Source organism: Caballeronia mineralivorans PML1(12) (assembly GCF_001028175.1).
Taxonomy (GTDB): domain Bacteria; phylum Pseudomonadota; class Gammaproteobacteria; order Burkholderiales; family Burkholderiaceae; genus Caballeronia; species Caballeronia mineralivorans.
This window is the reverse complement of record NZ_AEJF01000188.1, coordinates 46,657-72,843: the sequence shown is the minus strand read 5'-3', so window position 1 is coordinate 72,843 and position 26,187 is coordinate 46,657. Positions and strand designations below refer to the sequence as shown.

Genomic DNA, 26,187 nt, shown 5'->3' with positions numbered 1-26,187 from the left:
GCTCGCACGCGAACGCGACGCAGCCGAAGCGCGCAAGGCGGCGCGAGTGGCGGCGTCGGATAGATCGGTTGAATCGACGGCGGCTGAGCCATCCGGCGACCAGCCAGCAGCGCAAACCGGCGCTCCTGCCGACGACGACCAGGCAAAAAAGCGCGCCATCATCCAGGCTGCAATGGACCGTGCGCGAAAGAAGAAAGAGGAACTGGCCAAACTCGGTGCAGGGCCGAAAAACACCGACGCGCTCAGCCCGGAAGTTCAGGCACAGATCGATGCTGCTGAAGCCCGGCGGCGCCGTCTCGGCATGACTCGCCCGGATGAAGACAAAAGTTCGACGCCTGTCGTCGACCCTGACCATGAACCTGGTAACGATAACAACGCCTGAACACGATGAACCCCAAAAAACGCCGTGCAATCTTCGAGACGCTGCAAAGCCTGAACCCGCATCCGACCACCGAACTCGAGCATGAGTCGCCGTTCGAGTTGCTGATCTCGGTGATGCTCTCGGCGCAAGCCACCGATGTCTCCGTGAACAAGGCCATGCGGCGCATGTACCCGGTCGCCAATACACCGGCCAAGGTGTTGGCGCTCGGAGAAGAAGGCGTGACGGGGTACATCAAGACCATCGGGTTGTATCGGACGAAAGCGAAGAACGTGATCGCTACGTGCCGGATTCTCGTCGAGCAATACGGCGGCGAGGTGCCGGACAATCGCGAGGCGCTTGAAGCGCTGCCGGGCGTCGGGCGCAAGACGGCGAACGTGATTCTGAATACGGCGTTCGGTCATCCGACCATGGCCGTCGATACCCATATCTTTCGCGTATCGAATCGAACGGGATTAGCGCCGGGCAAAGACGTGCGCGCCGTGGAAACGGCACTGGAGAAGTTTGTGCCCGATGAGTTCAAACAAGACGCACATCACTGGCTGATCCTGCACGGCCGTTACGTGTGCCGGGCGCGCGTGCCGCAATGCTGGCATTGCGCGATCGAACCGCTGTGCGAGTACCGGCCGAAGACACCGGCGCCCATCGAATAAGCGGTACGAAGGTCGAAGCGGGCGAGCCACGTCGATGCAGCTTAAAATGAGCCTCTGAAAACGACACCTGCAAGCGACGCACCCACCATGTTCAACCCCAGCCGCGACGAAGTTCGCCAATTTTTCACCGACACCTGGCGCAAGCAGCGCGAAGGTGGCGTCCTGACGCCGCTCGAGAGCATTGCGGCAGACTGGATCGGCGAGCATCCGGAATATCAGCAAGAACTCGCCGATCCTGACGTGACCCACGCCGATTACTCGCCCGATCAGGGCAAGAGCAACCCGTTCCTGCATTTATCGATGCATCTGGCTATCACCGAACAACTCTCCATCGATCAGCCACCCGGCATCCGGCGCGCGCATGAGCGGCTGGTCGCACGGATGGGTTCGACGCACGACGCGCAGCACGCGATCATGGAATGCCTTGGACAGATCATTTGGGAATCACAGCGCAACAACACGCCCCCGGACACCAACGCGTACCTTGCACTGATCGAACAGCGGGCATCGCGAGACTAAAAGCTGAAGCCCGAACGCTGAATCAAAAACGAAAACACCCCGCAGAGCGGGGTGTTTTTTCATGCGCAGACAACCGGACGGTGATCTTGGCGATGTTTACTTCTTTACAACCAGATCGCCTTGCAACGATTCGATATACGCCGAGATGTCTTTCAAATCGCTTTGCGACAAGCTTTGCACCTGCGCCGCCATGATGGCGTTGTTGCGGCCGAAGTTCGGATTGCCGTTGCCCATCTGATACTGGCGCAGTGCCCAATACAGATAGTCGGCATGCTGGCCTGCGAGCTTCGGATATTCCGCGCTCACTGGCTTGTTCAGGTTCGGGCCATGGCAGGCTGCGCAATTGTGGGCTTCGGCGAGCACCTTGCCGTTGCCTGCATCGGCTGCATGCGCCGGCTGCATGGCCAGAACGCCGATCGCGCCGATCAGCGCGGCTGCCGTGCAAGCTGTCTTCAACACTGTGTCGAGTGCCTTCATGAATTCTCCTATCCGCGATTAGTGATTACCGGGTGACGGGCGCCCTCGAGTCTTGCGATCAGATTCGGGCAGACTCGGGCGCAGCGGATCACTTGTCGGGATTGTTCTTCGAAGAGGGGGTTTGCGCGGCGTAATACGCAGCGATGTCGGCGATATCCTGATCGGTCAGCGTGGTTGCTATGCCATGCATGGTCCCGAAGTGGCGATCGCCCTTTTTGTAGGCATGCAGCGCGTTCTCGAGATAGCGGGCGCTTTGGCCGCCGAGCATCGGAACCCGGTACACCTCGGGATACGCGGTGCGGTAACCGGGAATGCCGTGGCACCCGATACACATCGCAACCTTGCCCTGGGCTGCTTTCGCGTTGCCCACGACATCGGCGGATGCCTGTGTCGCGAAGCCGGCAAGCCCCGACAGCGCTGCGATCACGGCACATTTGCCGACGAATTTATTCATAGCTTCTAACCTGGCATGAGGGGAAATCCGGCACCTTGGACGCCTGGCGTTCCGGGACTTTCTCGGGACTGGTCAAACGAACGAGCGCTAAACGATGCTGGGAGCGCCGATCCGGTTTCCAGCCACGCGGGCCAAAAAAATCGCGCTAATTGTACCGCGCGACCTACCCTCCGTCCACCGACCGCAACGGGTTGGGCCGCATCGCGCAAGGCCGTGGCGCTTGAGGCCCCGGGGACTGCGACAATCTGTCCAATGGACATTTGGCTTTCACCTGAATCGGTCGACGCTCTGGGGTTCTGCATGCGGCGCCAGCAAAACCCTTCTGACTTATACTGCAATTTTTCCTTCTCCGAGGGACGCGTCATGCGTTTTGAAGGTTCATCGCAATATGTCGCCACCGACGATCTCAAGCTCGCCGTCAACGCCGCCATCACCCTGCAGCGCCCGCTCCTCATCAAGGGCGAGCCCGGCACCGGCAAGACGATGCTGGCCGAGGAAGTCGCCGCCGCGCTCGGCATGCCGCTCCTGCAATGGCACATCAAGTCGACCACCAAGGCGCAGCAGGGCCTCTACGAGTACGACGCGGTCTCGCGCCTGCGCGATTCCCAGCTCGGCGACGAACGCGTGAAGGACATTCGCAATTACATCGTCAAGGGCGTGCTGTGGCAGGCCTTCGATGCCGATGAACCCGGCGTGCTGCTGATCGATGAAATCGACAAAGCGGATATTGAGTTTCCCAACGACCTGCTGCGCGAACTCGACCGGATGGAGTTCTATGTGTACGAGACCCACGAGCTGGTGAAGGCGAAACACCGGCCACTGGTGATCATCACGTCGAACAACGAGAAAGAACTGCCCGACGCGTTCCTGCGCCGCTGCTTCTTCCACTACATCAAATTCCCCGAACCCACGACAATGAAGCAGATCGTCGAGGTGCATTTTCCGGGTATCAAGCAGGAGTTGCTCGCCGCCGCGATGCAAAGCTTCTTCGAGTTGCGCAATGTGTCGGGGCTGAAGAAGAAACCGTCGACATCTGAATTGCTCGACTGGCTGAAGCTGCTGCTGGCCGAAGACATTGGCCCGGAAGCGCTGCGCTCCACCGATCAGAAGCAGGTCATCCCGCCGCTGCACGGCGCATTGCTCAAGAACGAACAGGACGTGAGCCTGTTCGAGCGCCTGCTGTTCATGAACCGCAACAACCGTTGAAAAGGCTGCAAGCATGAGCCGCTGGATCGAACCGGTTACGCTGGAAGGTAGGCACGTGAGGCTCGTGCCGCTCAAGCGCGAACATCAGGACGCACTCGCCAACGCCGCCGCGGACGGCGAGTTGTGGAAGCTCTGGTACACGAGCGTACCCTCGCCCGACACAATCGCCGCATGGATGGACACGGCGCTCGCCATGCGCGATTCAGCCGGCGCGCAACCGTTCACCATCATCGACGCGAAGACGGGCGACGTGGTCGGCAGCACGCGTTATATGAATGTTGAAGCGGCGCATCGGCGGCTTGAGATTGGCAGCACGTGGTACGCAAAACGCGTGCAGCGCACGGCGATAAACACCGAAGCCAAGCTGCTCTTGCTCTCGCATGCGTTCGATACGCTCAAGACCATCGCCGTCGAGTTCCGGACCCACTTCATGAACCGTCAATCGCGGGCGGCTATCGCGCGGCTGGGAGCGAAGGAGGACGGGATTTTGCGTAATCACCAGATCGGGCGCGACGGTATTTACCGCGATACGGTGGTGTTTTCGATTATCGAGTCCGAATGGCCGGCCGTGCGGGCGAATCTGCTCGCGAAACTCGAGTTTCGGCCCGAATCCCGGCTCGATTGATTGGGCAAGGAGCCCGGCATGCTGATCGACTTTTTCTATTCCCTGCGCGGTGCCAAGTTACCGGTTTCGGTAAAGGAATACCTGACGCTGCTCGAAGCGCTCAAGGCAAAGGTAATCGGGCCTTCTATCGACGAATTCTATTTTCTCGCGCGCATGACGCTGATCAAGGACGAGAAATACTTCGATAAATTCGATCAGGCGTTCGGTGCATATTTTCACGGAATCGCGGCGCTGGATGAAGATGCGTTCGATGTTCCGCTCGAATGGCTCAAGAAGCGCCTGGAGCGGGACTTCACGCCGGAAGAAAAACGCCAGATCGAAGCGCTTGGCGGTATCGATAAATTGATGGAACGCCTGAAGCAACTTCTCGACGAGCAGAATGAACGGCACGAAGGCGGCAGCAAGTGGATTGGTTCAGGCGGAACGTCGCCGTTCGGAAATGGCGGGTATAACCCGGAAGGGATTCGCATTGGCGGAGATTCCGCGGGGAATCGAACGGCCGTTAAGGTTTGGGATGAACGCGCGTATAAGGATTACGACGATCAGGTTGAGATCGGGACGCGTAATATCAAAGTGGCATTACGGCGCTTGCGTCGTTTCGCACGCGAAGGCGCTGCCGATGAACTCGATCTGCCCGACACCATTCGCAGCACCGCCGCCAATGCCGGCTGGCTCGATCTCAAGATGGTGCCGGAGCGCCATAATAATGTGAAGGTCCTGATGCTGCTCGATGTAGGCGGTTCAATGGACGATCACATCAAGCGCGTTGAAGAACTCTTTTCCGCGGCTAAGTCAGAGTTCAAGCATCTCGAGTTTTATTACTTCCATAACTGCGTCTATGACTATCTCTGGAAGAATAACCGGAGGCGGCATGGTGAGCGCACCGCCACTTTTGATGTGCTGCACAAGTTTTCGCCAGATACCAAGCTGATTTTTGTCGGCGATGCAACCATGAGCCCGTACGAGGTTGTGCAACCCGGTGGCTCTGTCGAGTACAACAATGCCGAGGCCGGCGCAGTCTGGTTACGGCGGCTCGCCGATCAGTATCCCCATTTTGCCTGGCTCAATCCGGAGCCGGAAAGGCTGTGGGAATATCGGCAATCGGTATCGATTATCCGGCAAATACTCGGCGGCCGGATGTTCGGGCTTACGCTCGCGGGACTGGAGAGTGCAATGCGGACGCTTTCTAAATAACCGGCTGTTGTCACTCGCGCTCGCGTCTCACGGTTTGGTTTTAACGCTTTTAAACGCCTGCATCCCGCTGAGCCGCAAACAATTCAGCCCTCTTTCGAGTGGCTCGGCAATTTCTTTTCAGACTGTCACTGCCCTTCAGGGGTTGTGGCACGTACGATCTGCGATCGCCCTCCAAGGTTCTGTATGAATCCGCCCGCCACGACCTTCCGTCCCCTCGCTGACTCGTCGCTCTCCGCCCTCGTTGCGGGTTTCGTCGCCATGATGACCGGCTATACCAGTTCGCTCGTCATCATTTTCCAGGCCGGGCGCGCCGCTCATCTCTCCGATGCCCAGATTTCCTCCTGGATCTGGGCACTCTCCATGGGCATGGCCGTCTGCACGATCGGCCTCTCGCTGAAGTTTCGCGCGCCCATCGTCGCCGCCTGGTCGACACCCGGCGCCGCCCTGCTTGTGAGCTCGCTGCCGAATGTGGCCTATTCCGATGCGATCGGCGCTTTCATCGTCTGCGCGGTGCTGCTGAGCGCCGTGGGACTCACCGGCTGGTTCGATACGCTCATGCGGAAAATTCCCGCCGGTATCGCCGCCGCGCTGCTGGCCGGGATCCTGTTCGAGATCGGCATCGAAATATTCAGGGCCGCACAGTTCCAGACCGCCCTCGTCCTGGCGATGTTCTTCACCTACCTGGTCGTGAAACGCCTCGCGCCCCGCTACGCCATTCTTATGACGCTTGTCATCGGTATCGTGGCGGCCGGGGCGCTCGGGTTACTCGATTTCAGCCAGTTCCGCGTCGCGCTCGCCCGTCCCGTTTTCACAATGCCGCACTTCTCGCTCGCGGCGGCCATCAGTATCGGCGTACCGTTGTTCGTGGTCGCCATGGCCTCCCAAAACGTTCCCGGCATCGCCGTGCTGCGGGCGGACGGCTACACCACCCCGTCCGCGCCGCTGATCGCCACAACCGGCCTCGCCTCGCTTCTGCTCGCGCCGTTTGGCTCCCACGGGGTCAATCTGGCCGCCATTACCGCCGCCATCTGCACCAGCCCCGAAGCCCACGAAGATCGCTCCCGGCGCTACATGGCCGCCGTCTGGTGCGGGATTTTTTATCTCCTCGCCGGCGTATTCGGTGCGACCATCGCCGCCTTGTTCGCCTCGATGCCGAAAGCGCTGGTGGTGTCGATCGCCGCGCTGGCCTTGTTCGGCTCGATCATGAGCGGCCTCACCAACGCCATGAGCGACCTGCGGCAACGCGAAGCCGCCCTCGTCACGTTCATGGTCACCGCGTCGGGGCTGACGCTGCTGTCGATCGGCTCGGCGTTCTGGGGCCTGGTGGCGGGCATCGTCACACAGATTGTGCTCAACGCGCGCCGGGCGTAGATTTATCGTATCGACGCGAAATGTTCACGCGACGAACGTGTAATGGGGCGTGAGTCGAAGCCGGGCGCTGGCATCGGGATTGCGGCGCCATCTGCCCGAACGCAGCAAGCACGACCGCGAACGGCGCCCTACTCTGCGCCAAATGGCGCAGCAGGAATAGAATGGCAACCTTGGGCGAGCCGCTCGCCAGACGCTTTGGCGCAGCATCCGCACCCGCGGACTCGCAAAACCCTTTCACCCGCGGGCATTCCGCATCTTTGACAACGGCACAACGCGCCGAAGACCAGATATGACCACCGCTCTCGACCAGCTCAAGCAATACACCACCGTTGTCGCCGACACCGGCAACTTCCAGCAACTCGGCGAGTTCAAGCCGCAGGACGCGACCACGAACCCGTCGCTGATCCTCAAGGCTGTCCAGAACGACGCGTACAAGCCGCTGCTCGAGAAGACCGTCAAGGAGCACGCGAGCAAGCCGATGAGCCAGATCATCGACCAGTTGTTGATCGCGTTCGGCAAGGAAATCCTGAAGATCGTCCCGGGCCGCGTATCGACGGAAGTCGATGCCCGCCTGTCGTTCGACATCAAAGGTTCCATCGCCAAGGGCCGCGACATCATCAAGCTGTACGAAGACTCGGGCATCGACCGCAAGCGCATCCTGGTCAAGCTGGCGTCCACGTGGGAAGGCATCCGCGCGATGGAAACGCTGCAGAAGGAAGGCATCCACTGCAACATGACGCTGCTGTTCTCGACCGCGCAAGCTGCAGCCGCCGCAGACGCTGGCGCGCAACTGATCTCGCCGTTCGTCGGCCGGATCTACGACTGGTACAAGAAGTCGGCAGGTGCGGACTGGGACGAAGTCAAAATGGGCGGCGCGAACGATCCGGGCGTGCAATCGGTGCGCAAGATCTACGCGTACTACAAGAAGTTCGGCTACAAGACCGAAGTCATGGGCGCGAGCTTTCGCACGGTGAACCAGATCACGGAACTGGCCGGCTGCGACCTGCTCACCATCAGCCCGGACCTGCTGAAAAAGCTCGCCGAGAGCAACGAAACGGTCGAGCGCAAGCTGTCGGCGGAAGCGGTGGCGAACGATCCGGTGAGCAAGATCGAAATCGATGAATCGAGCTTCCGCTTCCTCGTCAACGACGACGCCATGGCTACCGAAAAACTCGCAGAAGGCATCCGCGCGTTCGCCGCCGATGCAGTCAAACTCGAGAAATTGATCGAAGCGCTGAAGTAATTTCGCGACTGTAAATCACCTCTGGAAACAGGCGTCGGCGCTATTTCGCCGACGCCTTTTTTTATGCGGATCAAGGCTGCGGGGTGCGTTTGGAGGCCTCGGACGCGGGCTAGACTTTTGGCACGGGCGGCGTGGCTGCCCGACACACCAGGAGTTGCCAATGCGTCTCGAACCCTATCTGTTCTTCAACGGCCGCACTGAAGAGGCGCTCAAGTTCTACCAAAAAGCCATCGGCGCGGAAACGCTGTCGGTGATGCATTTCAAGGACTCTCCCGAGGGCGTGAACGCCACACCCGAATGGCAGGACAAGGTCATGTACGCCAGGTTCTGGATAGGGCCGGGCGTGATCATGGCGTCCGATGGCGTGGACGCCGCGCCCCAGGTGTTCTCCGGATTCAGCATTTCAATTGCCGCCGACGACATCGAATCCGGCCAGAGGATGTTCGATGCCTTGAGCGTTGGCGGCGACGTGCGGATGGCTTGGCAACCGACCTTCTGGACGAGCGGTTTCGGCATGGTCTCCGACAGGTTCGGGATGCCGTGGATGGTGACCGTCATGGACGAGCTGGGTGCATGACGCATGCATTCGGCGATCGCTGCGCAGGCAGCACGTAGTGCCTGACATATTCGATTTATCGATGAAACGGCTGCGCGCCCTCGATGTTCCATTGCCGCTCGATTTCGATCAGCCGCAAGCGCAGCCGGTCCACCTGTTCCGCCAGCCGTTGCGCGAGCCAGTACGGCCCCTGCAATTCGGGCGCGAGGTCCGCGGCAACATCAGCGGTCCGCTCCAGTCGAGCGGCTGCCGCGGGAGAACCGCTCGCGGCATGCAGCAAACCCACACGCCCAAAACGCAGCGCGCGTGCCATCAGCAGCAACGTATGCCGTACTGCGCGCCCCTCTGCATGGCCGCTGGCGAGAAGCCCCGGCGCGTCGTGCGGCATGGCTCCCGCCATCATTTCGAGGGCGGTGAGAATCGACCGGTGCTGGCGCTGGATATCGTCGAGCACGGCAACCGGCACGTTGATCTCCTTCGCCACCGACGCCAGCAACGAACGCGACGCGACCAGCCTTGCGTTCATCGTGAGCAACTGCTTCGTCAGGGTGTCGTTGGGCATCGGCCGCCCGTCGACGATCGCGCCATAAATCCGCGCGCTGTCGCGCATGTTGTCGGCGAGCCGATAACGCCATGAATAGGTCGCGTATTGCGGCAGCACGAACGAAAACCCGAGCGCGATCACAATCCCGATCAGCACCGTCAAGGTGCGCCACAGGCCGACTTCGATAGACAGATCGCCGTGTCCCGCGACGATGATTGTCGTGATGGCCGTCAGCAACGCGATATATCCCGGCTTGCCGATGGCGTGATATGCACAAACGCCCGCTATCACCGCCAGCAGCACATACGTGATCATGGTCGAATGGATGGCCAACTGCAGCAGGATCAGCGCGAGCCCGAGCGACGCGCCGAGCAGCGTGCCCAGCGCGCGCTCCGCGGCTTTCTTGCGGATATTGCCGTGATGCTGCAAGCCGCCGATCACCACCAGCAAGGTCACCGACGACCATTCGCCATGCGGAATATCGATACCCGACGTCAGCGCAATCGACGCAAGCATGGCCAGCGCCACGCGCGCCCCATGCAGATATTTGGCGTAGCGATAACGAAAATACGGCGAGCCCAGCACGTGCAGTAAGCGCCGTGCCTGGCTGCGGTGGGGCTTGGTCGTATCGGTCGAGGACATGCGGCTCCGGTTAGCCTGGCGGGCAAAAAGCTGATGAAAACGGGACTCGGAAAACAAAACGCCCGCAACATCCGTTACGGGCGTTTTACCAGCTTTCCTGACACAACGGGGTTGGATCGCCCGTTTTTCCCTTAGTCGTTCAGGTTTCCGCGACGTCCAGATAATCCTCGGGACTCGTACGGTCATCCGAACGCTTCAGGCCGATCACGCGCACCAAGACGCTCACCACGATCGATACCACGAGGTTCACGATCAACGCCCAGACAGCGGCATAACCGGGAATCGCATAACCGAACAGGTGGATCGTGAAGATGGAGCCAGCCAGTTTCAGCGACACCGCCATCCACGTACCCGTAGCAATACCCACGGCCCAGCCCAGCAGCAAACCACGGTGATCGAGAACCCGCGTGTAAAGTCCAAGCACGAGCGCCGGCAGCGTCTGGATGATCCAGATCCCGCCGAGCAGTTGCAGCTGAATGGCGTACGTCAGCGGCAATGCAAGAATAAACACGACGGCGCCCACCTTCACCAGCAGCGACACCAGTTTGGCGACGTTGGTTTCCTGCTCCGGCGTCATCTTCGTGTTCACGAACTCGCGATGCACGTTGCGCGTGTACAGGTTGGCCGCGGCAATCGACATGATCGCCGCCGGCACCAGCGCGCCGATACCGATCGCCGCAAACGCCACACCCACGAACCACGACGGGAAGAAGTGCAGGAACAGCGCCGGGACTGCGAAGTTCGAACCGTACGCCTTGAAGTACGGTGCGAATTCCGGCATGTCCTTCACGCCCGATGCCAGCGCCATGTAACCCAGCAGCGCGAGCAGGCCGAGCACCAGCGAATAAGCCGGCAGGAGCGCCATGTTGCGGCGGATCGTGTTGCCCGACTTCGACGACAACACCGCCGTTACCGAGTGCGGATACAGGAACAGCGCGAGCGCCGACCCGACCGCTAAGGTTGCATAAGCGCTATAGCCGTTCAGGCTCGATGCATCCGGTGCCTTCAGCAGGATCTTGGCTGGGTCAACATGGCTGAAGATCGCGCCGAAACCACCGAGTTGCGCCGGGATGATGATCATCGCGGCGATGATCGTGATGTAGATCAGCACGTCCTTCACGACCGCGATCATGGCCGGCGCGCGCAGGCCCGACGTGTACGTGTACGCGGCGAGAATCGCAAACGCGATAATCAGCGGCAGGTCGCCGACGAAGCCCGTCGTATCGAATCCGAGCGCACCAATCACCACCTCGATACCGACGAGCTGCAACGCAATGTACGGCATCGTCGCGACAATCCCCGTCACGGCGATAGCCAGCGCCAGCATGCGGCTGTTGTAGCGCGCGTGCACGAAGTCGGCGGCGGTGACATAGCCGAATTTCTTCGAGATCGCCCACAGCTTCGGGAACACGACGAACGCGAACGGATAGATCAGGATGGTGTACGGCAACGCGAAGAAGCCGGTAGCGCCAGCGCCGAACACGAGCGCGGGAACCGCGACGAACGTGTACGCCGTATAAAGATCGCCACCCAGCAGGAACCACGTGACGATCGTGCCGAAGCGACGGCCGCCGAGGCCCCATTCATCGAGCTGTCCGAGATCGGCCTTGCGCCAGTGAGCGGCCACAAAGCCAAGAATCGTCACGCCGATAAAAAACAGGACGAAGACGAAAGTTGCGGTGGAGTTCATCATCGCGGGCTCCCGGGTGTGAGCTTGGGAACATCGTGAATGGGCTTGGTCTTCATATAGACCACCGCCGTGATTGCCGCGCTGATCAACACCCAGAGCAACTGATACCAGTAGAAAAACGGAAAGCCCCAGAGCACCGGTTCAATCTTGTTGTAAAACGGCACCCAGACAACGCCGATCCAGGGAAGAACCAGCAGCCAGAGCCACTGCTTGTTGCGGACTTGACCCGTGGCGGTCACCGCTTCTTGAGCCATGACGGCCTCCTCTTTTCTCTTGAAATATGCTTCCAGACTGTTGCTCTGCGCGGATCTCGCGGTAAAGCTCAGTCTAATAGCGCCCCGAAATAACACGTGGAGTATATGGACGCGTAAAAGTGGGTCAAGCAGGGCGAACCCGAACCGTAATGACTGAAGAAAGCGCTATGTAATATTCACTTTCTTTCGTGGTTTGGCTCGGCGCAGGTTCGTCCCTCGTCGTTCGTCAGCCGCTAGATCGAAAAGCTCGTTGCGTTTTCCGCGCCTGCGCTGATCGACAAGCCCTTCACCCATTCACGCGCCGGCAGCTTCAACTCCTTCTCGATCAGCTTCGCCCGCTTTTCAAGCTGCGCATACGTCACGTCGAGTGCCGGGCCGGCGAACGCGATCGCAATGCGGTTGCCGTCGTGGACTTCGGGCAGCGCGATCACGCGGCCATCGAAGGCTTCGTTCAGGCGCTTCATGTTGCGCACGAAGCTCGGATGATCGCCGAACAGGTTGACCGTCACCACGCCCGCCGGTGCCGTCAGGCAAGCCCGGCATGCACGATAGAACGCGACGCTATCGAGCACGGGACCGCGCGCGGTGGCATCGTAGACATCGATCTGCAGCGCACCGATCGTGCCGTGATTCGACCGATCGGTGACGAAATCCCACGCGTCCTGTTCGTGGACAGTGAGACGGGCGTCGTCGTTGGGCAGCTCGAACATCGTGCGCGCCGCTATCACGACGGACGGGTTCAGTTCGACCGCTTCCACCTTCGCGCGCTTGAGGAACGCGTGCGCGAACTTCGTCAGCGCTGCCGAGCCGAGACCGAGCTGCACAATGCGCTTCGGCGTTTCGATGAACAACAGCCACGCCATCATCTGCTGTGCGTATTCAAGCTCGATATGGTTCGGCTTCTTCAGACGCATCGCGCCCTGCACCCATTCCGTGCCGAAATGCAGGAAACGCACGCCATCCTCTTCCGAGAACGTCACCGGCGCGAAACGCGGTTTGCGGGGGACATCGATGCGCGGTGCGTCGTCGAGATCGTCATCGCGCTCGCGCTTGAAGCGCTTGCCTTGCTTCTTGTCTTGCTTGTCGAGCTTGGCTTGACGCTTGCTGCCGAACGCGCGGGCTTCGGCCGACGCGCGTCTGATTAATTGGGTCATTTAAGGATGTCGCGCCAGATGCGCAATTTTTGAACGAACGAGAGGATAGCATTCGCGGAACTCGACGATGACAGCACGAGGGGTTCATCGCCCGCCGCGCGAATCACGCGCTGATGATTTGTCCGGTTCGAAACCTTCGACAATAACGCGGCGTACTGTACTCACACATTTCTTTTCCGTGTAGCCTGTTTCGCTGTTCCGTCACCGAAACCTGATATTTTTCCTTTTCGACCTGACCCGCTCCACGACAGGAAATCCGCAGAAATGAGCTATATCCACTTCATTGGTGGCGAAAAAGGCGGCGTCGGCAAATCGCTCGTCGCCCGCGTATTGGCGCAGCACTTTATCGATCGGAGCGTGCCGTTCCTCGGCTTTGACACCGACAAATCACACGGCGCGCTGTTGCGGTTCTATGCAGACTTTGCGGCTCCAGCCGTACTCGATGAGCACGACAGCCTCGATCACATCATCGAATACGCGGTTGAAGACCCGCAGCGGCGCATTCTGGTCGATCTCGCTGCCCAGACCCAGCAGTCGCTTGCCAAATGGCTTGACGATTCAGATGTGCTCGGCCTTGCTGAAGAACATGGCCTGACGCTGACCTGGTGGCACGTCATGGACGCAGGACGCGATTCGGTCGATCTGCTGCGCCAGTGGCTCGACCAGTTCGGCGGACGGCTCAAGCTGGTGCTCGTCCTGAATGAAATCCGCGGCGATCGTTTCGACATACTGGACGCGTCGGGCGAACGCGAGCGGGCCGAAGCACTTGGAGCGAGCGTGATTGCCTTGCGCCGCCTGCCCGATACGACGATGCAGAAGATCGATCAGCAAAGCTCGAGCTTCTGGGCAGCGGTCAATCATCCCGACCGCGCCGTCACCGGGCTGGGCCTGCTTGAGCGGCAGCGTGTCAAGGTGTGGCTGAATCGCGCTTATGGGGAAATGGGCAAGCTCGCTCTGTAGGCTTCGCGGCGAGCGTTGTACGCGAGTGACGCTAGTCCTTGGTGGTGCGTTGGGCGTTCGTCTCGACAAGCCAGGCGCGCAACGCTTCCCATGCGTGAAGCTTCTCGGCATAGGACTTGGTATGCGCGGCGCTGCTTGAAGGAAGGCTGATGAATTGATACAGCCCCGCTGCGTCCTGCAAAGCGCGCATCCCGAGCCGTGCCGCCGTTGCGCCGTTGAACGCTATTGCGACAAGCTGCGGCAGCGACTCAGCCAGCGCGATCAGATCGTTGCTGGCGTGATTGCGTATGTTGCTATCCAGGCTCCCTTGACGTTGCGCTTGCGCGACGACATCCCACAGTCCAACTCGATGAAGCAGCAGCATTTGCAAGCGTGCTTCGTAGTCGATGCCGGCCAGGTCCTGTCCGATAACTTCGCCCATCAAATGCCAAAAGCGATTTTGCTTGTGCGCGTAGTACTGGGATTGCGCCAACGACACTTCGCCGGGCAGGCTGCCTAACACTAGTACACGCGTGTTTGCATCGACTACGGGAGGAAAGCAGTGTTTCTGCGTCATGAGCCCCTCCCTGCGCGAATCTTCCGATGTTGCACAGGCCCGACCTTGTGCGCATGCGCGTGATACAGCGTTGCATCGGCCCGCGTGTTTTCATCGGTGATGGGCGGAAAGCGTTTCAGCATGAGTCGCGACGCGCGAGAAACGACCACAGCGACGGCAGGAAGCACTCGGTGACCATCAGCGGTGCGCCCAGTCTCACGAACACCGAACGGCGCGCGGCAAACGCGTGCGGTTTTTCAAGCGGCGTCTGCCGCGCGGCCAGCCTGTAAAGCGGATCACATGTATCGATTCTCCGGCTCGTGAGCGGCGAGCGCCACACGCTGCTATCGCTATATAACAACTCGGCGAGGGGCCGCGTCCGCAATCGGCGCATGGCCTGCCACACGCCCGAACTGGCACTAAGCGGCACGATACTGTGCGCCGCGACGAACGGCACGTGGTTCACGCGCAGCACCACTTCGCGGATCCACACCGGCGTGCGTGCCGTGATGTCCAGCGCCGCCGCTTCATCGCGCCACGGCTGGCCGACGGCCTCGCGGGTGACATCGACGGTGACATCGCCTAGTTCGCGCAAATGCGCGGTCAGCGAACCGCCGCGCGTAAGCCAGTCTTTCTGGTCGGTGGTGAAAGTCGGAAGCGGACGGGCACGCCATTGGGTCGTAGAGAGGTCTTTCGGCATGCGCGAGATTATAAAACCAGTCCTGCACATAGGACGATTCGGATAGATATCAGCGTGCGCTCAGGGAAAACGGGCAAACCGGTCGGGGAATGACCGGCGCTCGCGGCAACCTCGCCGCGAGCTAACAGCAGGTGCTGGGGGAAGACACATGTCGGTCAATACCAAACAAACATCGAAGGTCGTCGCCACGGTAACGAGTCCGATCAGCGGGTTAGCATCCGCGAACGTGTGACTTTCGTTGAACTCCGCGTATTGGCTGATCGAGTGATCGGCAATGCCGAGCAGGCCCGGCATAGGGACGGGAATCGTTGAATCTTTGAAATGAGTTGCGGACATTTCCTAGCCTCTGACAGAAGTTTTTCCGGTGCGCCCAAACGTTTTCGTTTGAAAACGTGCCGCACCGAAGTGTGCAACGCGAAACCAAGAGGGTGCATAAAAACAGCAAATTCTTGGTGCGTCGCGAGTCTGACGAGGAAGAGCATTCTTTGCTACGCGATAGTTCTTAATCTGCTGTGGTGTTGCAGAAATACCGGGTGGTTTGAAACTTCTCCATAACAGTGTCCCCAGCTGTTGTACGCCTCGATGTGCGACCCTTCAAATAGGACTTCATGTCGTTGGCGAGGCAAAAAAAAGCGCCCCATATGGGGCGCACCGTAAAACAAATCTCGCTAACTCAACGCGCCAGCAACAGCGCGTTGGTCCGCTTCACAAAACTCGCCGGATCTTCCAGCGATCCGCCTTCGGCCAGCATCGCCTGATCGAAGAGCAGATGACACCAGTCGCTGAAATTCGCGTCATCGGCGTGAAGCTTCTTGACCAGCGGATGCTCGGGGTTCACTTCCAGAATCGGCTGCATCTGCGGTGCTTGCTGACCAGCCTGCTTCAACATGCGTTGCAGGTAACCGCTCATGTCGCCTTCATCGGCGACGAGGCACGTCGGCGAATCGGTCAACCGGAACGTCAGGCGTACATCCTTGGCCTTACCTTCCAGCGCGGCCTTCATGCTTTCCACCAGCGGCTTCAACTCCTCGCCGACCTTCTCTTGCGCCTGCTTTTCCTCGTCGTTCAGCGCGCCGAGATCCAGGTCGCCGCGCGCCACGCTTTGCAGCGGCTTGCCGTCGAATTCGTTAAGGAACGAGAGCATCCACTCATCGACACGATCCGTCAGCAGCAGCACTTCCACGCCCTTCTTGCGGAACACTTCGAGATGCGGACTATTCTTCGCTGCCTGCCAGGTGTCGGCCGTGACGTAGTAGATCTTCGTTTGCTCGGGCTTCATGCGCGACACGTAGTCAGCGAGCGCCACGGTCTGCTCCGACGAATCCGTATGCGTGGAAGCAAAACGCACGAGCTTCGCAATGCGCTCGCGATTGCCGTAATCCTCGCCGATACCTTCCTTGAACACCTGTCCGAACTCTTTCCAGAACGTGGCGTACTTGGCCTTCTCCGCGTCGTCCGTGGCCTCGGCGGATGACGATGCGACTTCTTCCAGCATCGACAAAACGCGCTTGGTCACGCCCTCGCGAATGGCCTTCACGTCGCGGCTTTCCTGCAGGATTTCACGCGATACATTCAGCGGCAGATCAGCCGAGTCGACCACGCCCTTCACGAAGCGCAGATACGCCGGCACGAGTTGCTCGGCGTCGTCCATGATAAACACGCGCTTCACATACAGCTTCAAACCACCGCGATGATCGCGGTTCCACATATCGAACGGCGCGTGTTTCGGCACGTACAGCAACTGCGTGTATTCGCTGCGGCCTTCCACTCGGTTGTGCGTCCACGCGAGCGGATCGTCGTGATCGTGGGAAAGATGCTGATAGAACTGCTTGTATTGTTCGTCCGATATGTCGCTCTTCGAACGGGTCCACAACGCACTCGCCTGATTGACAGTTTCGTCTTCGTCCTTCGTGACCATCTCGGACTTCTCTGCGTCCCACTCTTCCTTCTTCATCAGGATGGGCAGCGCGACGTGATCCGAATACTTCTGGATGATCGACTTCAGCTTGTGGGTAGACAGGAACTCATCTTCTTCCGCACGCAGATGCAGCGTGATGCTCGTGCCCCGTTGCGCGCGCTCGATCTGCTCGACCACGAAATCGCCCTCGCCCGCGCTTTCCCAGCGCACGCCTTCGCTTGCCGGCAATCCGGCGCGACGCGTTTCAACCGTGATCTTGTCGGCAACGATAAAACCCGAGTAAAAGCCCACGCCGAATTGCCCGATCAGCGCAGCGTCTTTTTGCTGGTCACCGGAGAGTTTCGAGAAGAATTCCTTCGTGCCCGAGCGCGCGATCGTGCCCAGATGCGAGATTGTTTCGTCGCGGCTCATGCCGATGCCGTTATCGTCGATGGTCACGGTGCGCGACGCCTTGTCGTACGAGATGCGAATGCGCAGATCCGGATCGTTCTCATACAGCGCGCTGTTTTCAATTCCTTCGAAACGCAGCTTGTCCGCCGCGTCCGATGCGTTCGAAATCAGCTCGCGCAGGAAAATTTCCTTATTGCTGTAGAGCGAATGAATCATCAGATGCAGAAGTTGTTTCACTTCTGCCTGAAAGCTCATGGTTTCTTGTGCCATGGTCGGTTCCTCTAGTTGTCTGTTGTTGACGGGATTTTTAAGCGGCGGCGATGCGGCCGGACAGCGCGTGAGCGTCAAGGCAACGTGCCGGAATGCACCGCTCGAATTCTGCGGAACATGAGGTCGCCCGCGATAATTTCAAGAGGCGTGTCGCGGAACCTGATGAACCGTGAACCGCCCTAGCCCACGCGATCCGCGTAACCGGCGAGCATCGCGGGCAGGCCCGGGTCGCCACAGTTAGCGATGTTGAAGCGCATGAACGTGCTCGGCAGTTGATGCGGCGAAAACAGGCTGCCGGGCGTCAGCAAAAAGCCCGCTTCGTGCCCGGCCGCGGCAAGCCCTTCGGAATCCACGCCGGTATCGGCCCATAAAAACATCCCCGCCGATGGCACCAGATACGGCTTGTAGCCCACTTTTTCGAACATCCGGACGGTTTTCTCGCGGACCCCGTCCAGCTTCACGCGCAGCCGTTCCACGTGACGCCGGTAGTGGCCGTCGGTGAGCACTTTGTACAGCACGCGCTCGTTGAGTTCGGGACTCGTCATGCCGACCAGCATTTTCTGATCGGCAATGGCGTTCGCCACCTCCGGCGCGCAAGCGACGTACCCCACGCGCAGGTTCGGCGCGAGCGTCTTCGAGTAACTGTTGAGAAAGATCACGCGCCTCAGTTGATCGAGGCTGGCGAGGCGCGTCGCGGCGAAATTGGTCGGGCACAGATCGCCGTAGATATCGTCTTCCACGACGATGAAATCGTAGGTTTCGGCGAGTTGCAGGATGCGAAACGCCTGCGCCGCGCTCAGCGAGGTGCCGGTCGGATTCTGCAGCACGGAATTGATCACGAGCATTTTCGGGCGCCAGGTCTGGACCATGGTTTCGAGCGCATCGAGATCCGGGCCGTCCGGCGTGTACGGCATGCCGACCAGCCGCGCGCCTTGTGCCACAAAGCGGCCGAACATCTGGAACCAGGCGGGGTCCCCGACTATGACCGTATCGCCGGGTTTCACGAAGATCCGTGCGATCAGGTCAATGGCCTGCGTGACGCCGGACACCATCACGATTTGCTCCGTCGATGCGCCGATCTCCAGCTCTTCCAGCCGGGTCTGAATCTGCTGGCGCAACGGCAGGAACCCCTGCGGCGTGCCGAAGCCAAGCATTTGCGCGCCGCTTTGCCGGCTCAAGGAGCGAAATGCACTGGTCAGCAACTCGCCATTCAGCCAGCTAGCCGGCAGGTAGCCGATGCCCGGCCCTTTCGCCGGATTCGACGTGTGCAACATGTTGCGCAGCAGCCAGACCACGTCGATGGTACTTGGCACCGGCGCCCGCTCAATGGCGGACGGCGGGTGCACGTGGGAATCGTTGGAACTGGTCCGGTCGCGCACGAAGAAGCCGGAACCGCGCCGCGAGTCGAGATAACCGTGCGCGACCAGCCGTTCGTACGCCTCGACCACCGTAAAACGCGACACGCCTTTGTCGACCGCGAGTTTGCGGATCGACGGCATACGCATGCCCGGACGGAACACCCGCTCGTCGATACGACGCCGGCCCCACTGGACCAACTGGTCGACGAGCGTCAGTTGCGGCGCGCCGTGCGGCGCGGGAATCTGGTCGAGCGGGACCGACATGTCAGGTTCCATCGGGTTGGAATGCGTGTGATGACTGTACCGTGGAGTATCGGATGGATTGTACCGTTACTGTTACGGTCAGAGTCGATACATTTGAGACCAAGACGATAGGTAAAATTGGCGGTTTCCGTTCGGCTTTTATGCGTGTCCCGAGCCTTCGGGGCGTTTCTGAAACGGTTTTCGGCCGTTTTGGACTGTGCGCCGATGACCCGGTCGGATGGCTAACGCAGCGGCACGACCGGGCGGAACGGGTATGCTTGTGGGCTTAGCCGGCGTTGTCCGGGCAATTTTCCTTCAAGCTATTCGTGCACTATGACCACTCATCCGCTGCAACTCGATCACCTCGTTATCGCTGCCCGAACGCTGGAAGAAGGCGAGCGTTTTATCGCCGGGAAACTGGGGATCGAGATGACCGGAGGCGGTGCCCATCCGGTCATGCGCACGCATAACCGCCTGCTGAACCTGTGGGGCGGCGCATATCTCGAAGTGATAGCGGTCGACCCGGACGCGGCTGTCATCGAAACGCCGCACCCGCGCCTGTTCGCGCTCGACGACCCGGCGCAGCGCAAGCGTCTCGAAGCGAGTCCGCAGCTTGTGCACTGGGTGGTGCGGGTGAACCGGCCGAAGCTGCTCGCGCGCTGGCAGGCGCAATATCCGGAGCGCATCCCGGCTGTCGTGCCAATGACGCGTGGCGCGTACACGTGGGATCTCACCGTTCCCGCCGATGGCACGTTCCCCGCGTGGCAAGGTGTCGGCGACGGGCTTCTGCCGTCGCTGATCCAGTGGGACACGCCGCAGCATCCGAGCGCATCGCTGCCGGAAACGGGTATCGCGCTGAAGTCGCTGACGGGGTTTCATCCGCGCGCGCATTTGATTTCCGAGCAATTGGCGTGGCTCGGAGCATCGCATTTGATGCAGGTCGAGGTGACGGCGGGGGCGCCGGTGCTCGTCGCGGAGTTTGAGCTGCCGGATGGCTCCATCGTCACGCTGGGGGAATCGGCGGAATCGATCGAAGCGGCGAGACAGGCTGAGGCTGAGGCTGCGCCGGTCAAGCCGGCCCGCAAGCGGCCGAGGAGCAAGAAGACCGAGGACGCAACGGACGCCGCGGACACGCCCGAGAATGCGGCCGATCCGGCACAAGACGAGACGCGGCAGGAAGACGCACGTTAGAACACAGGACGGCGGGCAAGTGTGCTTCGCGCTGGTTAAGGAACTATTGGAACTATTGAACGCTGGACCACTGGATCATCGAACACGCGATAATGAGCGTCCGCCGACGTTCACCGACGTTCACCGATTGTGCTGAATTGCACTGATTGAAACGGGCCAGGAAATGCAGCGTGGCATCGTGCAAGACCTCATTCGCAGCACCGTGCAGCATTCCATCAACCCACCCATACGTATCAAGCATTAAAACCGCTCACCGAGACCAACTGAGGACCCCATGAATCAAGCCGACCTTCAAGCCAAGCCGTGGCAACTTTCCGAACGCGCCAGAAAGCTCACCAGTTCGGCGATTCGCGAAATCCTGAAGGTCACCGAGCGGCCCGAAGTTATTTCGTTCGCGGGCGGATTACCCTCGCCAGCTACGTTTCCGGTCGAAGAAATGCGCGTGGCGTGCGACCGCATCCTGCGTGACAACCCGTCCGCCGCGCTGCAATACAGCGCCACCGAAGGTTACCTGCCGTTGCGCGAGTGGGTCGCGCAACGCTATTCCGTCAACGGCGCGTCGATCCGGCCATCGCAAGTGCTGATCACGACGGGCTCGCAACAAGCGCTCGACCTGCTCGGCAAGGTGCTGATCGATCCCGCGAGCCGCGTACTGGTCGAAACGCCGACGTATCTCGGCGCGCTGCAGTCGTTTTCCATGTACGAACCGAATTACGTGCAAGTCCCCACCGACGAACACGGCCTGATCCCTGAAACGCTCGACGCCACCCTGACTGCCGGCGCGCGGCTGCTGTACGCACAGCCGAATTTCCAGAACCCGACGGGCCGTCGCCTGGCGCTGGAACGCCGCACCGCACTGGCCGCCTTCGCGCAGCGCGCCGGCTTCCCGGTGATCGAGGACGATCCTTACGGCGCCCTCGACTACGCGGGTGCGCCGCTGCCGACCATGCTGTCCATGGCGCCCGATCACATCGTGCATCTGGGTTCGTTCTCGAAGGTCCTGTCGCCGGGCATGCGCGTGGGTTACATCATTGCGCCCGAGGAATTGCACTTCAAGCTGGTCCAGGCAAAGCAGGCGACCGATCTGCATACACCGAGCCTCACGCAGCGCATCGTGCACGAGGTGGTCAAGGACGGCTTTCTCGAGACGCATATCCCGAAGATCCGCGCGCTGTATCGCGATCAATGCGCGGCCATGCTGGCGTCGCTCGAACAGCACATGCCGGCGGGCGTCGAATGGAACCGGCCGGAAGGCGGCATGTTCGTGTGGGTGAAGCTGCCGAAACACATCGATACAATGAAGCTGCTCGAACAGTCCATCGAGCAGCACGTCGCGTTCGTGCCGGGCGGCCCGTTCTTCGCGAACGAAGCCGAACACAACACGCTGCGCCTGTCGTTCGTGACGGTGCCGCCGGCTAAGATCGACGAAGGTGTCGCGAAGCTCGGCGCGCTGATCCGCGCATTGGTCTGATCTCGTTGCAATGAGAGTGTATGGAGACCGGATGCATGCCTCGATACACTCTCCCGCTCGCCGCTCCTGACCGGCATCGACCAGTCGGGCGCGGGTCATCATTTCCATTTCTAGGGAACACCCCATGGCCCAACTAAACGTCTACGACAAGCTGAAGGAACTCGGCATCGAACTGCCGACGGCCGGCGCCCCCGCCGCCGCCTACGTGATGAGCGCCCAAAGCGGCAACACGGTCTATCTGTCCGGTCACATCGCGAAAAAGGACGGCAAGGTGTGGGCGGGAAAACTGGGCGCCACGCTCACGACCGAAGAAGGCCGTGCCGCCGCGCGCTCCATCGCCATCGACCTGATCGCGACGCTGCATGCGCACGTCGGCGACCTGAACAAGGTGACGCGGATCGTGAAGGTGATGAGCCTGGTGAACTCCACGTTCGAGTTCACCGAGCAACATCTGGTGACCAACGGCGCGTCGGAGTTAATCGCCGACGTGTTTGGCGAGCGCGGCAAACATGCACGCTCGGCATTTGGCGTGGCGCAGATTCCGCTGGGTGCGTGCGTCGAAATCGAATTGATTGCCGAAATTGGTTGAAACCGCTGCTTTAAACGCTTAAGACGCGTAAATCGTTGTAACGAATTTTATCTTGCACTTAATCCCGGGGCTTAATCCCGATGCCGCCCGGCATCGGGATCCGGATTACCACCGTTTCGTGACTTGAATTCACATTGTCGAAACGACCGCCACCCCCGCCGGGGCCGCTCCAGACAAGCGTTTCAGCCTATCCGTGTATACCTCGATACTTCGCCTCATCGCCGCGCTTCCTTAAATGGGTTGCCTTCAGTAGTATCTAAGCCGGTTGTCATTGGTATTATCTGACTTAACCGCCATTATGGAAATCAGCCTCACGCGGGGGAGACTGGATAACCAGCGGGGTGTCGGGCAACGCCGAACCGGTTTGTGAACGGCGGCATGGTTAAAACCATCGTAAGAGAAATGTAATTGTTATCGATGCACGTGTAGGCTCGGGCCTGCAAACGAACTCGAACGATGGGCCCGGATTCACCGAATACCGGCAATAACGCCCCGCCTCACCGGCATTGGACGCGCTGCAGCAATGCCGAAATTCATTTGTGTTGTTCCGGACGTACTATCGGCGCAACGCCTCACCGGGTCCATGGACTGACCAAACCCATGAATCGATCACGGCCCAGAGCGCCACGCGACATGAAACAGGCGGATTTTCCGCGCCGGCGTCGCGCATTATTCGCCATTCCCGCGCTGGGCGCGCTCGTGCTCGTGCTGCTGTGGACGGTGATCTTCGCGCGCCTGTCGGTGGAGCGCGACGCCGCCACGCACGCGTCGATGGCATCGGCGGCGATCCTTTCGTCCGCACTCGAACAGCACACGATCAAGGCCATTCACCAGGTCGACCAGATCACCCGTTTCGTCAAATACGAGTTCGAGAAAACGCCCGGACAGTTCAATCTGGCGAGCACAGTTGAAAAAGGCGTAGTGCAAAGCGACACGCTCGTGCAGGTCTCGTTAATCGACGAACACGGCATGCTGGTCGCCTCGACCTCGGGAGCCACGCCGAAACCCGTCGATCTTTCCGATCGCGAACATTTCCGGATCCACCAGCTTTCCAACGACGACCTGCTCTACATCAGCAAGCCCGTCCTCGGCCGCGTTTCCCGGCAATGGACGCTGCAAATCACGCGCCGCCTGAATCATGCCGACGGCTCGTTCGCGGGCGTGGTGGTGGTGTCGGAGGATCCCAGCTATTTCACGAGCGACTTCTACAACGTGGCGTCGATCGGACGCGACGGCGTGGTCGCCGTGATTTCGGACAACGGCTCGGTGCTCGCGCGCAGCACCGGGGTCGGCGCCGGACCGACGCCCTCCAAACCAGACAGCCTCTTGATAAAAAAGGTCGACGGCAGCGGCGACCCGAAAGGCGCGTTCACGGCAAGCGGTGTGTACCCGACCTCCGAGCACGCATCCGGCATCTATGTCGACCCGATCGACAACGTCACGCGCATCGTTTCGTATCGGCATATAGACGGCTATCCGCTCGGCGTGCTCGTGGGGCTCTCGCAGGCCGAGGAGTTCACCGACTTCAATCACACGCGCCGCGTCTACCTGCTCATGGCGACTTTCATCTCGCTCGCCATGCTCGGTTTCTTCGCGGTCGCAACCGGGCTGATCGGCAAGCTGCTTGGGCGCGAGCGTGAGATGACCCATCTGGTCGAATACGATCTGCTGACCGGTCTGCGAAACCGCTATTCCACGCTGCAGATGCTGCGCTACGACGTCGCGAAACCGGAGAACGTCGGCCATCTCGCGCTGCTGTTCATCGATCTGGACAACTTCAAGACCGTCAACGACACCCTCGGCCATAACGCCGGTGACATCGTGCTGCAGATGACGGCCTCGCGGCTGGCGGAAACGGTCAGCGATAACGGCATGCTCTCGCGTATTGGCGGCGATGAATTCGTTGTGGTCGTCAAAGGCGCCGATGTCGAGCGGCAAGCGGTCCAGCTGGCAGAGGCGGTTTCGCACATGTTCGCGACGCCTTTCGATGTACGCGGCAGCGCGTTCGTGCTGCACGCGAGCATTGGCATTGCGTTGTATTCGGTGTCGAGTGAAAGCGAAATCGACTTGCTGAAGAAAGCCGATCTGGCCATGTACAGCGCGAAGGATGCGGGCAAGAACTGCTATCAGTTTTATTCGCCGCAGTTGTCCCATCGCGCGGATCATTTGATGAAGTGGGAGCAGCAGTTACGGGTGGCGCTGGCCCAGAATCAGTTGTTTCTCGCTTATCAGCCGAAGATCGACCTGACCCGGCGATGTATCACGGGCTTCGAGGCGCTGGCGCGATGGAATCATCCGCAACATGGGCTGATTCCGGCTAACGAGTTCATTCCGGTTGCGGAATCGACGGGGTTGATCGTGCCCATCGGCGACTTCGTGATTCATACGGCGTGCCGTCAGTTGGCTATCTGGCAGAGTCAGGGGTATGACGGGTTGTCGCTTGCAGTGAATATTTCGGCAGTGCAGTTCTGGCGCGGGGATTTGCTCGAGACGGTCGCGGCCGCTATTCGCGAAAGCGGTATCGCGCCGGGCAAACTCGAACTCGAGATTACTGAAACCGTGATGATGGAGTTTCCGGATATCGTCGCCGAAAAGATTTCTGCTTTAAAGCGACTCGGTGTCAGGATCGCGCTCGATGACTTCGGCACGGGGTATTCGTCGCTGTCTTACCTGAACCGGTTTGCCGTGGATACACTCAAAGTCGACCGGTCGTTTATTCAGGCGATTCCTCACGATCGCAGTGTCTGCGTGATGGTTTCTGCAATTGTCAATCTCGCCCGCTCGCTTGGGTTGACGGTCGTGGTTGAAGGGACGGAAACCGAGGAGCAGATTGCGTGGTTATCGCGGCTTGGGCCTATCGAGGCTCAAGGGTTTCTCTTTTCTCGTGCTGTCCCGGCCGAGGGCGTGCAAGCACTGCTCGACCGGTTTGGTGTCTGCGGCCTGGGGCTCGTGGCGGATGTTGCTGCCCTGCCGTTTGGCGAAGCGCCTTCCAATGCCGTTGATTGAATGGGTTACGTGCGCTACATTCCCCGCGATAAAACCGCTGCACCGATCGTCACAACACCCAGCACGATATTAACCAACACCAGCCTTCTGATCGTGCCCACCGCCCTCGCGCCATCCGGCCAATTTTGCGATTGCACGGCGCGCCGGATTTTCGGGAATACACCAAACCGGATGTGCCCGAAAATCAGCATCATCACAATGCCGAGACCTGCCATCACGTGTAACGGCAATGCGGCGTGACTGCCACCAAACTGCGTCAGCAAAAATCCGCCAGTCAGCAATATCACCAGCACCGATGCCGCCACCCAGTTAAAAAACCGGCCGAATACGGATTCCCACAACGGCAACCGCAATTGCGGCGATAAATCCGCTATTGCCGGACGAAGGCAAAAGTGCGCAAATATCATTCCGCCAATCCACACCGCTACCCCCAGCAAATGCAGGAACAGCGCCACTTCAATCGCCTTATTCATTAACGTTCCTAAATGCGGGTGAATCACTGATTGCCAACGTTCGGGCGTTCGACTCGACCAAACGCAGCCAGTTCAAGTATTTTCAAGATAAAGAAACGCCCCGGACCGACGTTGCGGACCCA

Annotated in this window: 22 protein-coding genes and 3 pseudogenes; 14 read left to right on the top strand and 11 right to left on the bottom strand. The window is 60.0% G+C overall.

Annotation, left to right across the window (positions count from 1 at the left end):
* From EOS_RS32415 to EOS_RS32405, 3 genes and pseudogenes are all read left to right on the top strand, one after another.
* Positions 1 to 382: pseudogene (locus EOS_RS32415) on the top strand (electron transport complex subunit RsxB); the annotation flags it as partial.
* Between the two features lie 5 nt (positions 383 to 387).
* Complete coding sequence (gene nth / locus EOS_RS32410) at positions 388 to 1,032, top strand: endonuclease III (protein ID WP_047896285.1); 645 nt, start codon at positions 388 to 390, stop codon at positions 1,030 to 1,032.
* Positions 1,033 to 1,119: 87 nt separating this feature from the next.
* Entirely contained in the window at positions 1,120 to 1,551 is a 432-nt protein-coding gene (locus tag EOS_RS32405; protein ID WP_047896284.1) for a DUF1841 family protein, read from the top strand.
* A 96-nt stretch (positions 1,552 to 1,647) separates the two neighbouring features.
* Here the strand turns inward: EOS_RS32405 and EOS_RS32400 are convergent, their stop codons facing one another.
* Both EOS_RS32400 and EOS_RS32395 read right to left on the bottom strand, forming a co-directional pair.
* The gene (locus EOS_RS32400; RefSeq protein WP_047896283.1) at positions 1,648 to 2,028 is read right to left on the bottom strand and encodes a c-type cytochrome; all 381 of its coding nucleotides are present in this window, start codon (positions 2,026 to 2,028) and stop codon (positions 1,648 to 1,650) included.
* Between the two features lie 88 nt (positions 2,029 to 2,116).
* Positions 2,117 to 2,482 (bottom strand): c-type cytochrome, encoded by a 366-nt coding sequence (locus tag EOS_RS32395; protein ID WP_047896282.1) that lies wholly within the window; start codon positions 2,480 to 2,482, stop codon positions 2,117 to 2,119.
* A 363-nt stretch (positions 2,483 to 2,845) separates the two neighbouring features.
* Between EOS_RS32395 and EOS_RS32390 the strand changes: the two genes are divergently transcribed.
* The 6 genes from EOS_RS32390 to EOS_RS32365 all read left to right on the top strand — a co-directional run bounded on the left by EOS_RS32390 (position 2,846) and on the right by EOS_RS32365 (position 8,698).
* Positions 2,846 to 3,688 (top strand): AAA family ATPase, encoded by an 843-nt coding sequence (locus tag EOS_RS32390; RefSeq protein ID WP_047896281.1) that lies wholly within the window; start codon positions 2,846 to 2,848, stop codon positions 3,686 to 3,688.
* A gap of 13 nt (positions 3,689 to 3,701) precedes the next feature.
* Positions 3,702 to 4,313: a GNAT family N-acetyltransferase gene (locus tag EOS_RS32385; RefSeq protein ID WP_047896280.1), complete on the top strand. Its 612-nt coding sequence runs from the start codon at positions 3,702 to 3,704 to the stop codon at positions 4,311 to 4,313.
* Positions 4,314 to 4,331: 18 nt separating this feature from the next.
* Positions 4,332 to 5,507 (top strand): vWA domain-containing protein, encoded by a 1,176-nt coding sequence (locus EOS_RS32380; protein ID WP_047896279.1) that lies wholly within the window; start codon positions 4,332 to 4,334, stop codon positions 5,505 to 5,507.
* 183 nt (positions 5,508 to 5,690) lie between these two features.
* Complete coding sequence (locus EOS_RS32375) at positions 5,691 to 6,878, top strand: benzoate/H(+) symporter BenE family transporter (RefSeq protein WP_047896278.1); 1,188 nt, start codon at positions 5,691 to 5,693, stop codon at positions 6,876 to 6,878.
* Between the two features lie 289 nt (positions 6,879 to 7,167).
* Positions 7,168 to 8,121 carry a transaldolase gene (gene tal, locus EOS_RS32370; RefSeq protein ID WP_047896277.1) on the top strand — a complete coding sequence of 318 codons (954 nt, stop codon included), beginning with the start codon at positions 7,168 to 7,170 and terminating at the stop codon, positions 8,119 to 8,121.
* Between the two features lie 160 nt (positions 8,122 to 8,281).
* Positions 8,282 to 8,698 (top strand): VOC family protein, encoded by a 417-nt coding sequence (locus tag EOS_RS32365; protein ID WP_047896276.1) that lies wholly within the window; start codon positions 8,282 to 8,284, stop codon positions 8,696 to 8,698.
* 55 nt (positions 8,699 to 8,753) lie between these two features.
* Here EOS_RS32365 and EOS_RS32360 read toward each other — a convergent pair whose 3' ends face one another.
* The 4 genes from EOS_RS32360 to EOS_RS32345 form a co-directional block, all read right to left on the bottom strand.
* A complete protein-coding gene (locus tag EOS_RS32360; protein ID WP_047896275.1) occupies positions 8,754 to 9,863 on the bottom strand; it encodes an FUSC family protein in 1,110 nt (369 codons plus the stop codon).
* Between the two features lie 139 nt (positions 9,864 to 10,002).
* Positions 10,003 to 11,553, bottom strand: a complete 1,551-nt coding sequence (gene mctP, locus EOS_RS32355; protein WP_047896299.1) for a monocarboxylate uptake permease MctP — start codon at positions 11,551 to 11,553, stop codon at positions 10,003 to 10,005.
* Positions 11,553 to 11,807, bottom strand: a complete 255-nt coding sequence (locus EOS_RS32350) for a DUF3311 domain-containing protein (RefSeq protein ID WP_047896274.1) — start codon at positions 11,805 to 11,807, stop codon at positions 11,553 to 11,555. Before EOS_RS32350 ends, mctP begins: the two co-directional genes overlap by 1 nt.
* Positions 11,808 to 12,040: 233 nt before the next feature.
* Positions 12,041 to 12,961: a class I SAM-dependent methyltransferase gene (locus tag EOS_RS32345; protein WP_047896273.1), complete on the bottom strand. Its 921-nt coding sequence runs from the start codon at positions 12,959 to 12,961 to the stop codon at positions 12,041 to 12,043.
* Positions 12,962 to 13,225: 264 nt separating this feature from the next.
* Between EOS_RS32345 and EOS_RS32340 the strand changes: the two genes are divergently transcribed.
* Complete coding sequence (locus EOS_RS32340) at positions 13,226 to 13,921, top strand: P-loop NTPase family protein (protein WP_047896272.1); 696 nt, start codon at positions 13,226 to 13,228, stop codon at positions 13,919 to 13,921.
* 31 nt (positions 13,922 to 13,952) lie between these two features.
* Here EOS_RS32340 and EOS_RS32335 read toward each other — a convergent pair whose 3' ends face one another.
* The 4 genes and pseudogenes from EOS_RS32335 to EOS_RS32320 form a co-directional block, all read right to left on the bottom strand.
* Positions 13,953 to 14,477 carry a DNA-deoxyinosine glycosylase gene (locus EOS_RS32335; RefSeq protein WP_047896271.1) on the bottom strand — a complete coding sequence of 175 codons (525 nt, stop codon included), beginning with the start codon at positions 14,475 to 14,477 and terminating at the stop codon, positions 13,953 to 13,955.
* A gap of 133 nt (positions 14,478 to 14,610) precedes the next feature.
* A pseudogene (locus EOS_RS32330) lies at positions 14,611 to 15,156 on the bottom strand (chorismate--pyruvate lyase family protein); the annotation flags it as partial.
* A 673-nt stretch (positions 15,157 to 15,829) separates the two neighbouring features.
* Positions 15,830 to 17,734, bottom strand: coding sequence for a molecular chaperone HtpG (htpG, locus tag EOS_RS32325; RefSeq protein ID WP_047896270.1), 1,905 nt, complete (start codon positions 17,732 to 17,734; stop codon positions 15,830 to 15,832).
* Between the two features lie 179 nt (positions 17,735 to 17,913).
* Complete coding sequence (locus EOS_RS32320; RefSeq protein WP_047896269.1) at positions 17,914 to 19,356, bottom strand: aminotransferase-like domain-containing protein; 1,443 nt, start codon at positions 19,354 to 19,356, stop codon at positions 17,914 to 17,916.
* 312 nt (positions 19,357 to 19,668) lie between these two features.
* Here EOS_RS32320 and EOS_RS32315 point away from each other — a divergent pair.
* The 4 genes and pseudogenes from EOS_RS32315 to EOS_RS32300 all read left to right on the top strand — a co-directional run.
* Positions 19,669 to 20,331 (top strand): annotated as a pseudogene (locus EOS_RS32315) (VOC family protein); the annotation flags it as partial.
* Positions 20,332 to 20,800: 469 nt separating this feature from the next.
* Positions 20,801 to 21,997, top strand: a complete 1,197-nt coding sequence (locus EOS_RS32310) for an aminotransferase-like domain-containing protein (RefSeq protein ID WP_047896267.1) — start codon at positions 20,801 to 20,803, stop codon at positions 21,995 to 21,997.
* 124 nt (positions 21,998 to 22,121) lie between these two features.
* Positions 22,122 to 22,586 carry a RidA family protein gene (locus EOS_RS32305; protein WP_047896266.1) on the top strand — a complete coding sequence of 155 codons (465 nt, stop codon included), beginning with the start codon at positions 22,122 to 22,124 and terminating at the stop codon, positions 22,584 to 22,586.
* A gap of 633 nt (positions 22,587 to 23,219) precedes the next feature.
* The gene (locus EOS_RS32300; RefSeq protein WP_407639196.1) at positions 23,220 to 25,592 is read left to right on the top strand and encodes a bifunctional diguanylate cyclase/phosphodiesterase; all 2,373 of its coding nucleotides are present in this window, start codon (positions 23,220 to 23,222) and stop codon (positions 25,590 to 25,592) included.
* 14 nt (positions 25,593 to 25,606) lie between these two features.
* Here EOS_RS32300 and EOS_RS32295 read toward each other — a convergent pair whose 3' ends face one another.
* Positions 25,607 to 26,065, bottom strand: a complete 459-nt coding sequence (locus EOS_RS32295; RefSeq protein ID WP_047896265.1) for a CopD family protein — start codon at positions 26,063 to 26,065, stop codon at positions 25,607 to 25,609.
* Positions 26,066 to 26,187: the final 122 nt, after the last annotated feature.

Excerpts from the sequence above, each read along its gene's own strand:
- EOS_RS32405 (WP_047896284.1), top strand. The coding sequence starts at position 1,120 with ATGTTCAACCCCAGCCGCGACGAAGTTCGCCAATTTTTCACCGACACC.
- EOS_RS32300 (WP_407639196.1), top strand. The coding sequence starts at position 23,220 with ATGAAACAGGCGGATTTTCCGCGCCGGCGTCGCGCATTATTCGCCATT.
- tal (WP_047896277.1), top strand. The coding sequence starts at position 7,168 with ATGACCACCGCTCTCGACCAGCTCAAGCAATACACCACCGTTGTCGCC.
- EOS_RS32380 (WP_047896279.1), top strand. The coding sequence starts at position 4,332 with ATGCTGATCGACTTTTTCTATTCCCTGCGCGGTGCCAAGTTACCGGTT.
- EOS_RS32395 (WP_047896282.1), bottom strand. The coding sequence starts at position 2,482 with ATGAATAAATTCGTCGGCAAATGTGCCGTGATCGCAGCGCTGTCGGGG.
- EOS_RS32335 (WP_047896271.1), bottom strand. The coding sequence starts at position 14,477 with ATGACGCAGAAACACTGCTTTCCTCCCGTAGTCGATGCAAACACGCGT.
- EOS_RS32360 (WP_047896275.1), bottom strand. The coding sequence starts at position 9,863 with ATGTCCTCGACCGATACGACCAAGCCCCACCGCAGCCAGGCACGGCGC.
- EOS_RS32390 (WP_047896281.1), top strand. The coding sequence starts at position 2,846 with ATGCGTTTTGAAGGTTCATCGCAATATGTCGCCACCGACGATCTCAAG.
- nth (WP_047896285.1), top strand. The coding sequence starts at position 388 with ATGAACCCCAAAAAACGCCGTGCAATCTTCGAGACGCTGCAAAGCCTG.
- EOS_RS32375 (WP_047896278.1), top strand. The coding sequence starts at position 5,691 with ATGAATCCGCCCGCCACGACCTTCCGTCCCCTCGCTGACTCGTCGCTC.
- EOS_RS32350 (WP_047896274.1), bottom strand. The coding sequence starts at position 11,807 with ATGGCTCAAGAAGCGGTGACCGCCACGGGTCAAGTCCGCAACAAGCAG.
- EOS_RS32345 (WP_047896273.1), bottom strand. The coding sequence starts at position 12,961 with ATGACCCAATTAATCAGACGCGCGTCGGCCGAAGCCCGCGCGTTCGGC.
- EOS_RS32400 (WP_047896283.1), bottom strand. The coding sequence starts at position 2,028 with ATGAAGGCACTCGACACAGTGTTGAAGACAGCTTGCACGGCAGCCGCG.
- EOS_RS32305 (WP_047896266.1), top strand. The coding sequence starts at position 22,122 with ATGGCCCAACTAAACGTCTACGACAAGCTGAAGGAACTCGGCATCGAA.
- mctP (WP_047896299.1), bottom strand. The coding sequence starts at position 11,553 with ATGAACTCCACCGCAACTTTCGTCTTCGTCCTGTTTTTTATCGGCGTG.
- EOS_RS32365 (WP_047896276.1), top strand. The coding sequence starts at position 8,282 with ATGCGTCTCGAACCCTATCTGTTCTTCAACGGCCGCACTGAAGAGGCG.
- htpG (WP_047896270.1), bottom strand. The coding sequence starts at position 17,734 with ATGGCACAAGAAACCATGAGCTTTCAGGCAGAAGTGAAACAACTTCTG.
- EOS_RS32310 (WP_047896267.1), top strand. The coding sequence starts at position 20,801 with ATGAATCAAGCCGACCTTCAAGCCAAGCCGTGGCAACTTTCCGAACGC.
- EOS_RS32320 (WP_047896269.1), bottom strand. The coding sequence starts at position 19,356 with ATGTCGGTCCCGCTCGACCAGATTCCCGCGCCGCACGGCGCGCCGCAA.
- EOS_RS32340 (WP_047896272.1), top strand. The coding sequence starts at position 13,226 with ATGAGCTATATCCACTTCATTGGTGGCGAAAAAGGCGGCGTCGGCAAA.
- EOS_RS32385 (WP_047896280.1), top strand. The coding sequence starts at position 3,702 with ATGAGCCGCTGGATCGAACCGGTTACGCTGGAAGGTAGGCACGTGAGG.
- EOS_RS32295 (WP_047896265.1), bottom strand. The coding sequence starts at position 26,065 with ATGAATAAGGCGATTGAAGTGGCGCTGTTCCTGCATTTGCTGGGGGTA.